Annotated in this window: 11 protein-coding genes; 7 read left to right on the forward strand and 4 right to left on the reverse strand. The window is 71.5% G+C overall.

The annotated features are described in order from the left end of the window. Positions 1–17 precede the first annotated feature (17 nt). The 3 genes from IE231_RS03990 to IE231_RS04000 form a co-directional block, all read right to left on the reverse strand. Positions 18–329, reverse strand: coding sequence for an AzlD domain-containing protein (locus IE231_RS03990; RefSeq protein ID WP_189692636.1), 312 nt, complete (start codon positions 327–329; stop codon positions 18–20). Beyond that, positions 326–1,090 carry an AzlC family ABC transporter permease gene (locus IE231_RS03995; RefSeq protein WP_189692677.1) on the reverse strand — a complete coding sequence of 255 codons (765 nt, stop codon included), beginning with the start codon at positions 1,088–1,090 and terminating at the stop codon, positions 326–328. Before IE231_RS03995 ends, IE231_RS03990 begins: the two co-directional genes overlap by 4 nt. 103 nt (positions 1,091–1,193) lie before the next feature. Then, complete coding sequence (locus IE231_RS04000) at positions 1,194–2,066, reverse strand: glycerophosphodiester phosphodiesterase (protein WP_189692637.1); 873 nt, start codon at positions 2,064–2,066, stop codon at positions 1,194–1,196. Between the two features lie 88 nt (positions 2,067–2,154). Here IE231_RS04000 and IE231_RS04005 point away from each other — a divergent pair, with 88 nt between their 5' ends. Then, positions 2,155–3,444: a DUF445 domain-containing protein gene (locus IE231_RS04005; protein ID WP_189692638.1), complete on the forward strand. Its 1,290-nt coding sequence runs from the start codon at positions 2,155–2,157 to the stop codon at positions 3,442–3,444. A 12-nt stretch (positions 3,445–3,456) separates the two neighbouring features. Here IE231_RS04005 and IE231_RS04010 read toward each other — a convergent pair whose 3' ends face one another. Next, positions 3,457–4,395 carry a hypothetical protein gene (locus tag IE231_RS04010; protein ID WP_229866477.1) on the reverse strand — a complete coding sequence of 313 codons (939 nt, stop codon included), beginning with the start codon at positions 4,393–4,395 and terminating at the stop codon, positions 3,457–3,459. A gap of 255 nt (positions 4,396–4,650) precedes the next feature. Here IE231_RS04010 and IE231_RS04015 point away from each other — a divergent pair, with 255 nt between their 5' ends. From IE231_RS04015 to ptsP, 6 genes are all read left to right on the forward strand, one after another. After that, the gene (locus tag IE231_RS04015) at positions 4,651–4,902 is read left to right on the forward strand and encodes a DUF6458 family protein (protein ID WP_189692639.1); all 252 of its coding nucleotides are present in this window, start codon (positions 4,651–4,653) and stop codon (positions 4,900–4,902) included. A gap of 111 nt (positions 4,903–5,013) precedes the next feature. Next, positions 5,014–5,265 carry a DUF6458 family protein gene (locus tag IE231_RS04020; RefSeq protein ID WP_189692640.1) on the forward strand — a complete coding sequence of 84 codons (252 nt, stop codon included), beginning with the start codon at positions 5,014–5,016 and terminating at the stop codon, positions 5,263–5,265. A 169-nt stretch (positions 5,266–5,434) separates the two neighbouring features. Then, a complete protein-coding gene (locus IE231_RS04025; protein ID WP_189692678.1) occupies positions 5,435–6,223 on the forward strand; it encodes a DeoR/GlpR family DNA-binding transcription regulator in 789 nt (262 codons plus the stop codon). Beyond that, positions 6,220–7,182 (forward strand): 1-phosphofructokinase family hexose kinase, encoded by a 963-nt coding sequence (locus IE231_RS04030; protein WP_189692641.1) that lies wholly within the window; start codon positions 6,220–6,222, stop codon positions 7,180–7,182. The genes IE231_RS04025 and IE231_RS04030 overlap by 4 nt, the downstream gene beginning before the upstream one ends. Before the next feature lie 13 nt (positions 7,183–7,195). Then, positions 7,196–9,295, forward strand: coding sequence for a PTS fructose transporter subunit IIABC (locus IE231_RS04035; protein WP_189692642.1), 2,100 nt, complete (start codon positions 7,196–7,198; stop codon positions 9,293–9,295). Between the two features lie 46 nt (positions 9,296–9,341). Beyond that, on the forward strand, positions 9,342–11,057 hold the full coding sequence (gene ptsP, locus IE231_RS04040) for a phosphoenolpyruvate--protein phosphotransferase (protein WP_189692643.1): 1,716 nt from the start codon (positions 9,342–9,344) through the stop codon (positions 11,055–11,057). The last annotated feature ends 102 nt before the right edge of the window (positions 11,058–11,159 follow it).

Genomic DNA, 11,159 nt, shown 5'->3' on the forward strand with positions numbered 1-11,159 from the left:
GACCCGAGGCTCTCCCCTCAGGACCAGCCGACGAGGCGCAGGAGAGCAGCAGCCGCGGCCCCGGCGATCACGACGACGAGGAACGGCGCACGCAGGACCAGCGCGAGGGCCGCTGCACCGAGTGCGCCCAACCGGGCATCCAGCACGAGCGACTGGCCGCTCGCGAACGCGTTGACCGCGGTGAGCGAGGCCAGCAGGCCGATCGTGACGGTGCCCGCGATGCGCAGCATCCGTTCGTTGTCCATCCACGTGCGCGGCAACAGATAGCCGAGCAGCTTGAGCGCGTACGCCGCGGCGCACGCAATGATGATCCACCACCACAGGGTCATGGCCGATCCTCCCCTTCGTGCCGGTGGCCCCCGCGCTCGTAGGGGTCGAGATCCGGGCCGAGGCCCTCGACGCCGGCCCCCGCCGCACGCCTGCCAGCCTCCGCCCGGGCGTGGCTCACCCACCCGAGGACGGCAGCCACGAGGGCGGCCACGAGGATCGGAACGCCGGGCGGGACGAGCGGCACCGCGAGGACGGTCGCGAGCGCGCACACGACCGCGATGGCCCACGGCTCGCGCCCCTTGAGCCGCGGCCAGAGCAGGCCGAGGAACGCCGCGACGGCCGCACCGTCAAGACCCCACTGCTTGGGATCCCCGAGCGCATTGCCCGCGAGCGCCCCGACAGCCGTGAAGAGGTTCCACAGCACGAAGACGCCGACGCCAGCCACCCAAAAGCCGCGGCGGCGCTCCACGAGGGAGTCCTGGCCCACTGCGGTGGCCGTGGACTCGTCGATGGTGAACTGGGGCGCCACGAAACGGCGCCAGCCCCGTGGGCGGAACATGGCGTTGAGCTGCATGCCGTACACGGCGTTGCGGACGCCGAGCAGGGTGGCCGCGGCGGTCGCCGCCGCACCCGAGCCCCCGCCGGCGATCACGCCGATGAAGGCGAACTGCGATCCGCCGGTGAACATGAGCAGGCTCAGGGCGATCGTCTGGAGCACATCGAGCCCGGAGGCCACTCCGAGGGCACCGAAGGAGACACCGTAGAGCCCCGTGGCCACGGCGATCGAGGCGCCGATCCGTGCCCCCGGCGAGCGCCGCAGCGGGACCGAAGCGCCGGCGTCGTGCGCTGCACCGCTGCCACCAGCCTTGCGCCCGGCGGCCGCCCCTCCCGCGTCCCCGTCCGTCGGCGGGGCCGGTTCCACGTCAGCCACGCGCCGCACCCAGCTGCGCAAGCACCTCCGCGGGCCGGTTCGTCGTGATCTCCTGGATGCCCACTGAGAGGCAGTGCTCTACGTCCTCGGGCGAGTCGACGGTCCAGACGCGGAACGTGAGGCCCGCTTCAAGCCACGACCGCACGCGCTTCGGGTGGTCCCGCACGTACGCGATGCCGGGGCCTGCGAGTCCCACGCGCGACTCGTCGAGGATGGCCTCGGCGTCGAGCTGCGCCGCCCGGAGCACGTTCGCCACGGCGCCCCCGGTGAGTGCGCCGAGAGCCGTGGACTCCCTGACCTCCTCGACCGAGATGTCGTCCACGAGCATGCACACGTGCCGCGGGGGCACGGTCTTGAGGAGGTATTCGACCGCCTCGGCATCGAAGCTCATGAAGCTCACGCGGACGTTGCCCGCGCGCGATGCCTCGGGCTCCCAGCCGCGCTCCCGGAGTACCTCGAGGACGCGGTCCTCGAGGGCGAGACGGTAGGGGCTCGGGTGCTTGAGCTCGATCGCGAGCCCGATCTCCCTCCCGGCTCCCGCCAGGAGGTTGAGGAGTTCCGGCAGGGTGAGCAGCTGCTGGCTCAGCGCGCCACCCTCTTCCGGGATGCGGGCGCCCTTCCACGAGGAGAAGTCCAGCTCACGCAGCTCGGCGAGCGTCCTCTCGGCCACCGGGCCGGTGCCGTTGGACGTGCGGTCCAGATTCGAGTCGTGGAGCAGCACGAGCTGCTGGTCCCGGGTCAGGTGCACATCGCACTCGACGCCGTCCGCGCCGTCCAGCAGGGCCTGGACGTAGGCCGCGCGGGTGTGCTCGGCGAACCGCGCGCTCGCGCCGCGATGGGCATAGACAAGGGGGCGGGTGGTCATGGCGCAAGGCTATCGGACCCTGACGAGACCATGGCGCCGTGCGCGAACAGCGCCGGGGCCTGTCAGGGGGCGCCGGTAGGGTTGAGGCATGGTGACGCTGAATCGCCCCGTGTCCGCGTCTCAGGGACTCGGCCCCACCGACGAGGAGCGCGCGGCGGCGCTGCGCCGGATGAAGACGCTCGCCCTCTCGCTCCTGGTAGTCATGGCCGTGGTCTTCTGCGTCTCCTTCGCCCTCCAGGGGCAGTACCCGTGGCTCCAGTACGTCCGGGCGGCCTCCGAGGGCGGCATGGTTGGCGCCCTCGCCGACTGGTTCGCCGTGACCGCCCTGTTCCGGCACCCGCTGGGGCTGCCGATCCCCCACACCGCGATCATCCCGACGCGGAAGGACGCAATCGGGGCCTCCCTCTCGGGGTTCGTGCGGGACAACTTCCTCTCCTCCGCAGTGGTGCGGACCAAGCTCGAGACGGTCGATGTGGCCCGCAAGGCCGGGACGTGGCTCGCAAGCCCAGCGGGCGCCGAGCGGGTCGCGAAAGAGGGCGCCGCCGTCGTGCACGGTGCGTTCACCGTCCTGAACGACGACGACGTCCAAGTCGTCATCGAGGGGATGGTCCGCAAGCACCTCCTGGCTCCGCCGTGGGGGCCGCCGCTCGGGCGGGTCGCCGAGCAGGTCTTCGCCGCCGGCCACCACCACCAGCTCGTGGACGTGCTCGTGGACCGGGCGGCGGACTGGGTGTCCGCGAACTACGACACCGTGAGCCGGGTCGTCACGGATCGATCGCCCTCCTGGGTCCCGAGCTTCGCCAATGAGCTTGTGGGAGACAAGGTCTACATCGAGGTCTCCAAGTTCATCGCGGCCGTCCAGTCGGATCCGAACCACCAGGTGCGGCAGTCCATCGACGCGTATCTCAAGGACCTCGCCCAGGACCTCCAGCACGAGCCGACCATGATCGCCCGCGTCGAGGGCATGAAGGCGGAGCTGCTCGGCGACCCGCAGGTGCGCAACCTCGCCGGCCGCACTTGGGCCACGATCAAGCGCGTGCTCCTCGAAGCGGTCTCCGACCCGCGCAGCGAGCTGCACCAGCGGTTCACGGGCGCGGTGCGGGACTTCGGCGCCCGGCTCGTGGAGGACGAGGAGCTCGCCGGGAAGGTCAACGCGTGGGTGGCCGATGCGGCGTCCTACGTGGTGGGCACGTACAAGGACGACATCGCGGGCGTCATCGAGGACACGGTCGCCCGGTGGGACGCCGAGGAGACCTCAGAGAAGATCGAGCTCCAAGTCGGCAAGGACCTGCAGTTCATCCGGATCAACGGCACCGTGGTGGGCGCCCTCGCCGGCGTGCTCATCTTCGCCGTGGCGCACGCCGTCTTCGGCGGGTAGCCAGCCGGCCGGTCAGAGCCCTGGACCGCCCTCGCGGAGCCGCACGCGCCGCTCCTCGATCTCGCGCTCGACGGCCTGCTCCGGCGTCTCGCGCTGCCCATTCGGCGCGTTGCGGTCCCCCCGGCTCAGGGCGGAGCGCGCACCCGACGGCGTGACCAGCGCGAGCAGCCCCCGCCGCGGCCCCCCGGTCTCAGGGGCGGCCATGAGCTGGCCGGGCACCACGTCCGGCACGGGGCCGAAGGCCTCATGGGTGGCCTTGATGACGGCGCGCCCCATGGCGAGGTTGCCGGCTCCGCCCACCACCGCGCCGACGCCGAACGGAAGCGCACGCCCCACGAGCGCCCCGCCCTGCTTCCTGATGAGCCAGCGGAGGAATCGCTTCTGCACCGTGCCCCTGATCGCCCTGACCGCCGAGGAGGATGCCGAGCGGTTGAGCGCAGTCCCCCACGTCTGGGAGGGGTGGGCGCCCTTCCCCAGGGCCTGGCCGCTCAGGGCCGAGAGGAGGGCAGTGCCCTCCTCTCCCAGCATGAGTGCCATGACGGTTGTCCGGGCGCGCTCGGGGTCTTCGAGGTGGACCCCGTGGAGCTCGGCGATGGAGGCCGCGTACAGTGCCGTGGCCTCGAGGAAGCCGACGGTCGCCGCGGCGGACAGGCCGAGCGATGTCAGCGTTCCGACGCCGGGCACGGCCGCCGTGCCGCCGACTGCCGCTCCGGTTCCGCCCACTGCCCTGAGGTAGTCACGCTCGAGGAGGCGGGCGAGCTGAGCTGGGGTCTCATACGGGTGGGCGCGCTGAAGGCGCCGGAGGTTGGCCAGCACGAGGGGGCGCTGGACGTCGACGGCGTGCAGGAGCGCCCGGTGGAGCCGCGGGGTCGCGCGGCCTTGGGAATCGAACATCGCCTGGTGGGCGGTGTCCCGAGCGATCCGAAGGGCAACGTTCTTCTTCTTCGCCATGGGCCTACAGTACGGCCGGGGTCGGACAGCCGTCGCCACCCCTTCGCCCTCGGCGTACCTCTCGGCCAGCCGGGTGCCATGGCGTGGTCCGCCCCTCGCCCAGGACGCAGAGGACGGCGGCGAGGTCGCCGCCGGCGTGGATTCCCGCGTTGACCCTGTTTCACGCATGCGCCGCGGGGAACCAATCAGTCAGGTCCGCACCCCGCGGGCCGCACACGCTGCGCCCAGCACCCGCAGCGACGGAAGGAGCTCATCATGGGCATCGGTGCGTCAATCTTCCTGATCGCGGTCGGCGCGATCCTCGCCTTCGCCATCACCCCGGGGATCATCCCCAACGTGGACCAGTCCCTCGTCGGATACATCCTCATGGGCGTCGGCGTCCTCGGCCTCATCATCTCCATCGTCATGATGAGCACGGGGCCACGGCGGCGCGTGAGCGAGTCGCGGCGCATGGTGGACCCGGAGTCCGGCGAGGCAGTCACGAGGCGGGACAGCCGTGAGTTGTAGCGTGCCGCGCCGCTCCCCGCCCAGCGGGTGGGGATAATCGCAGGCAAGGCGCGCGGAACCGCGGGCCACAAAGCTGCGGTGCAGCGGCACCGCAGGAAAGGAGAGCTTGCCATGAGCATCGGCGCTTCGATCTTCCTCATTGCCCTCGGAGCCATTCTGGCGTTTGCCGTGTCCCCGGGCCTCATCCCCTTCATCGACCAGACGCTCGTGGGGTACATCCTCATGGGGGTCGGAGTGCTCGGCCTGGTGGTCTCCCTCGTGATGATGGGTTCCCGGCCGCGGCGGCGCGTGAGCGAGTCGCGGCAGGTCATCGACCCGGACACGGGCGAGAAGGTGACGCGCCGGGACACCCGCGACATGTAGGAGCCGACTGACACCACAGATCGGCCCGTCGGAGCAACCGCTCCGACGGGCCGATCTTTGTTTGTGTGGGATCTATTGACATCCCCACAGAAACAAAGATACAGTCAATCAATCCCACTTCGATGTGAGGTGGACCACAGCACGGAAGGAGGCGTCGGAGGGCATGTCGATGTTCGCCGAAGAGCGCCAGCGGCTGGTCGCGGACCGGGTCGCCGAGGCGGGCCGCGTGAGCGTCACCGAGCTCGCAGAGCGCTTCTCGGTCACGACCGAGACCGTCCGCCGCGACCTCGCAGCACTCGAGACGGCAGGCGTGCTGAGGCGCGTGCACGGCGGCGCGGTCCCCGCCGGGCGGGGCGCGACCACCGAGGAGAGCCTCCTCGAGCGGCAGGTGCAGAACCTCCTCGAGAAGCGCGCCATCGCCGACGCTGCGGCGGCCATCGTCCGGTCCTCCCGTGCCGGCAGCGTGCTGCTGGACGCAGGCAGCTCCACCGAGGCCCTCGCCGAGCGGCTCATGGGTCGGTCCGACGGGCAGGGCCTCGTTGTCGTCACCAACGCCCTGCCCATCGCAGACAAGCTTGCCGCGGACCCGAACCTGAACGTGCAGCTCCTCGGCGGCCGGATCCGCCCGCTCACCCGGGCGGCGGTCGGCCAGGCCACGGTCGACGCCGTCGAGCGCCTGCGTCCGGACCTCGCCTTCGTCGGTGCGAACGGCATCCACGCCGAATTCGGCCTGAGCACGCCGGACACCGAGGAGGCCGCGGTCAAGGCCGCGTTCGTGCGCAGCGCCCGGCGCGTCGTGGCCCTCCTCGACCACAGCAAGTTCGGCGTGGAGACCCTCGTGCGGTTCGCGCGCTTGGACCAGCTGGACGCCGTAGTGACGGATGAAATGCCCTCGGGCGAGGTGGCCGATGCCCTCGCGGAGGCCGGAGTGGACGTTGTGGAGGCAGGCAGACCATGATCGTGACCCTGACAGCGAATCCGAGCCTTGACCGGACGGTCGAGCTGCGCGGCCCCCTTGCCCGGGGCGAGGTGCAGCGCGCAGTGTCCGTCCGGCAGGAGTCCGGCGGCAAGGGCGTCAACGTCTCGCGCGCCCTGAAGACCTCGGGCCTCGAGACCCTCGCCGTGCTTCCCGGCGACCCCGGCGACCCGGTGCTCGCAGGCATGGCCGCGACCGGTGTCCCCTTCGCCGCGCTGCCCATCGGCGCCGCGCTGCGCTCCAATCTGGCCCTGACGGAGCCGGACGGCATCACCACCAAGGTCAACGAGCCCGGGCCGGAGCTCTCGTTCGACCTCCAGGAGGATCTCCTCGACCTGCTCGTCGAGCGGTCCAGGGGCGCGTCCTGGGTGGTGCTCGCGGGTTCCCTGCCCCCGGGGGTCCCGGACGACTTCTACGCCACGGCGGCGAAGCGACTGCGCGCTGCCGCCGATGGCGCCGCGCCCCGCATCGCCGTGGACTCCTCCGGAGCACCACTGGCCGCCTCCCTGAAGGGCAGCCCGGAGCTGCTCAAGCCGAACGCGGACGAGCTCGCCGAGCTCGCGGCGATGGTCGGGATGCGCGACGCCGGCTCCCCGGCTGAGCTAGAAGCCTCACCGGCACGGGCGGCCGCCGCGGCCCGTGCCCTCGTGGACTCGGGAGTGGGAGCTGTCCTCGCGACGCTCGGCTCCCAGGGCGCGGTCCTCGTGACCGCGCACGGTGCGTGGCACGCCACGCACTCTCCCATCAAGGCCGTCAGCACGGTGGGTGCCGGCGACTCCTCGCTGGCCGGGTTCCTCCTGGCCGATTCGACCGGGGCGGACGACGAGGGCCGCCTGCGCCAGGCCGTGGCCCACGGAGCCGCGGCCGCGTCCCTACCGGGTTCCACCGTCCCGGCAGTGAACCAGACAACTCCCTCCGCCGTGACCGTCACGGCCCTGTAGAGAAAGAACCGCCATGACCGAACTCATCGCCCCCGAGCTCGTGGAGCTCGATGCGTCGCTGGGCACCGCGCCCGCGGACGTGATCCGGCACCTGGCCGGCCTGGTGGCCGGCGCCGGCCGCGCCACCGAGGTGGAGGGACTGTTCGCGGACGCCTATGCCCGCGAGCAGAAGACCGCCACCGGCGTGCCCGGGGGAATCGCCATCCCCCACTGCCGCTCTGCCGCAGTGACGGTGCCCTCGCTCGCGATGGCACGTCTCGCCCAGCCCGTGGACTTCGGAGCCAAGGACGGCCCTGCGGACCTCGTCTTCTTCATCGCGGCCCCGGAGGGCGCCGACCAGGAGCACCTCAAGCTCCTCGCCAAGCTCGCCCGGAGCCTCATCAAGAAGGACTTCACGGCAGCCCTCCGGGCAGCCCAGTCCCGCGAGGACATCGTGGCCCTCGTCAACGAGGCCTTGGGCCTCTCGGTCCCCTCCCCAACGGCGGCTGGCCCGGCGCACGCGGCGGCCGCGGCCACGGCTGGCGGAGCCAGCCTCCACACGGCGGCTTCGGGCACACGCACGGCGGGCGCGGATGACAGCGCTGCCGCCGGGCGTCCCACCAAGCGGATCGTCGCCGTCACGGCATGCCCCACCGGCATCGCGCACACCTACATGGCAGCCGACTCCCTCGTCGCCGCCGGCAAGGAGAAGGGGATCGACGTGCAGGTCGAGACCCAGGGATCGGCGGGCTCGACGCCGCTGCCCACCTCCGTGATCGATGCGGCGGACGCTGTGGTCTTCGCGGTCGACGTGGACGTCCGGGGCAAGGAGCGCTTCGCAGGGAAGCCGTACGTGCAGTCGCCCGTGAAGCGTGGGATCGACGAGCCCGGCGTGATGCTCGATGAGGCCCTCGCCGTGGCGGCTGACCCCAACGGCCGGAGGATCACGGCGGGAGCCAGCGGGGCGGCGTCGTCCGCGTCCGGCTCCGAACTGGGCGAATCCGGGGGCGCCAAGCTCAAGCGGGCCCTCCTGACGGGCGTGAGCTACATGATCCCCTTCGTGGCCGGCGGCGGTCTGCTGATCGCCCTTGGCTTCCTGCTGGGCGGCTTCGACATCACGAAGTACGCGGACAACATCGTGGTCCACAACAGCCTCCTGAACCTGCCCACCGAGTACGGCCCGCAGGCGCTCGGCTCGCTGGGCGCATACCTCGGAGCGGTGCTGTTCAAGATCGGCGGCCTCTCGATGGGCTTCCTGGTCCCAGCCTTGGCGGGCTACATCGGGTATGCGATCGCTGACCGTCCCGGCATCGCACCGGGTTTCGTGGCCGGTGCCGTGGCAGGCTTCATGGGCGCGGGATTCCTGGGCGGCATCGTCGGCGGCCTCCTGGCCGGCTACACGGCGCACTGGCTCGCGTCGCTTCCCGCTCCGCGCTGGCTGCGCGGCCTGATGCCGGTGGCGATCATCCCGCTCGTCGCCTCCATCATCGCCTCGGGCCTGATGTTCCTGGTCCTGGGCGGCCCCATCGCGTGGGTGACGAAGGTCCTGAACGACTGGCTGACCGGCATGAGCGGTGCAACGGCCGTGGTGCTCGGCGTCATCCTCGGCCTCATGATGTGCTTCGACCTCGGCGGACCGGTCAACAAGGTCGCCTACGCCTTCGCCGTGGCCGGCCTGAGCGCTGCGAGCGAGACCAACGCGGCCCCGTACCACATCATGGCTGCCGTGATGGCGGCCGGCATGGTGCCACCGCTCGCCATGGCGCTGGCCACCGTGCTCGACCACAAGAACTTCAACGCGACAGAGCATGAGAACGGCAAGGCGGCCTGGCTGCTGGGCGCCTCGTTCATCTCCGAAGGTGCCATCCCGTTCGCGGCGGCCGATCCCTTCCGTGTGATCCCGGCGTCCATGCTCGGCGGCGCGATCACGGGTGCCCTGTCCATGGCGTTCAACGTCTCCTCGAAGGCGCCCCACGGCGGAATCTTCGTCTTCTTCGCGATCGACAACTTCCTCCTGTGGGTCATCTCCATCGCCGTGGGCGTGGTGGTTTCGGCTCTGGCCGTGATTGCCCTCAAGCGCTACGTTGGCAGGAAGGCGCCCGAGGCCGAGGAAGCCGTCCCCGTCACTGTCTGAGAAGGCACGGTCCGGTGAGGACCGAGAGAGTTCGAGGTCGAGAGTCATGGAGCAGTTTCACGGTGTTGGTGTCACTCCGGGACGTGTGGTGGGGCGGGTGCGGCAGATGCCGGCGCCGGTCGCCGAGCCGCCCGCCGGAGTGGGGCCGGCGGCGGGCACCACAGCGGAGGGTGAGGCGGAGCGGATCAGGACGGCGTCCAAGGCCGTCCAGGCGGCCCTGAAGGAGCGCGCCGCCGGGGCATCCGGCGATGCGAAGGGCGTCCTGGAGGCCACGGCCCTGATGGCTGCAGACCCGATGCTGGTCAAGGGCGCCGTGAAACTGCTCGATGCGTCCGCCGAGGGCGGCGCGCGGTCGGCGGAGCGCGCCGTGTGGGAATCCGGGGCCGCGGTCGCCGAGAAGCTGGCGTCCCTGGGGGGATACATGGCGGAACGTGCCACGGACGTGCTCGACGTGCGGTCGCGGATCGTGGCGCAGCTGCGGGGCCTCCCGGCGCCGGGCATCCCCGAATCCGACTCGCCGTTCGTGCTCGCAGCGGAGGACCTGGCCCCGGCCGACACCGCGACTCTTGACCCCGCCAAGGTCCTGGCGCTCATCACGTCAGGGGGCGGCCCCCAGTCCCACACGGCGATCCTGGCCAGGGCCCTGGGCCTGCCCGCCGTGGTCGCGGCCGAAGGCGTGGACCGCATCGCGGACGGCACCGAGGTCTACGTGGACGGCGCGGCCGGGACGGTGGCCACCGATCCCGGGCAGGCCGAAGCAGACGCCGCAGCGGCCTGGACCCAGCAGGCCGCCGCCCTGGCCGGCGGGTTCGACGGCGACAACCGGCTCGCGGACGGCCACGTGCTGCCGCTGCTGGCGAACGTCGCCACTGGCAAGGACGCCTCCAAGGCTGCCGAGTCCGGAGCCGAGGGAGTGGGCCTGCTGCGGACCGAGTTCTGCTTCCTGGACCGGGATACCGAGCCCACGCACGAGGAGCAGGTCGCAGCCTATGGGGCGGTGTTCGAGCACTTCTCCGGGAAGAAGGTGGTGATCCGCACCCTCGACGCCGGGGCGGACAAGCCCCTGCCGTTCCTGACGAACACCGACGAGCCGAATCCCGCTCTGGGCGTTCGCGGGTACCGCACCGACTGGACGTCCCCGGGAGTACTGGCACGCCAGCTCGCCGCGATCGCCGCGGCCGCCGCCGAGCACGAGGCGGAGGTGTGGGTCATGGCCCCGATGATCGCCACGGCCGACGAGGCCGAGCACTTCGTGGCCCTGGCCACCGAGGCGGGACTTCAGACGGCGGGTGTCATGGTCGAGGTCCCCTCGGCCGCCCTGACCTCCGCCCACATCCTCCAGCGCGCGGCCTTCGCCTCCCTCGGCACGAACGACCTCACCCAGTATGCGATGGCCGCGGACCGCATGCTCGGCCCGCTCGCGGCCCTGAACAACCCCTGGCAACCGGCCGTGCTGCAGCTGATCAAGGCCACCTGCGACGGCGCCGCCCAGGCCGCGGCCGCCACCGGCGAGCCCAAGCCCGTGGGCGTGTGCGGCGAGAGTGCCTCCGACCCGGCACTCGCCGTAGTGCTGGCCGGCCTGGGAGTCACGAGCTTGTCCATGACAGCCCGGTCCCTCGCCGCGGTCAACGCCGTTCTGAAGACCGTCACCCTCGACGAGGCCCAATCGCTCGCCCAGCTAGCCCTGGCCGCCGCCAGCGCCGACGAGGCCCGCGAGAAGGTCCGCGCGGCGCTGCCCGTCCTCGACAAGCTCGGCCTCTAGCATCGACCCCACGACCCAACACCAGAAGGAGCATCCCATGGCAGAACGCACCGCGACGATCGGCTCCCGAGTCGGCCTGCACGCACGCCCCGCGGCGATCTT

It is taken from the genome of Sinomonas cellulolyticus (genome assembly GCF_014656475.1).
GTDB classification, from domain to species: domain Bacteria; phylum Actinomycetota; class Actinomycetes; order Actinomycetales; family Micrococcaceae; genus Sinomonas; species Sinomonas cellulolyticus.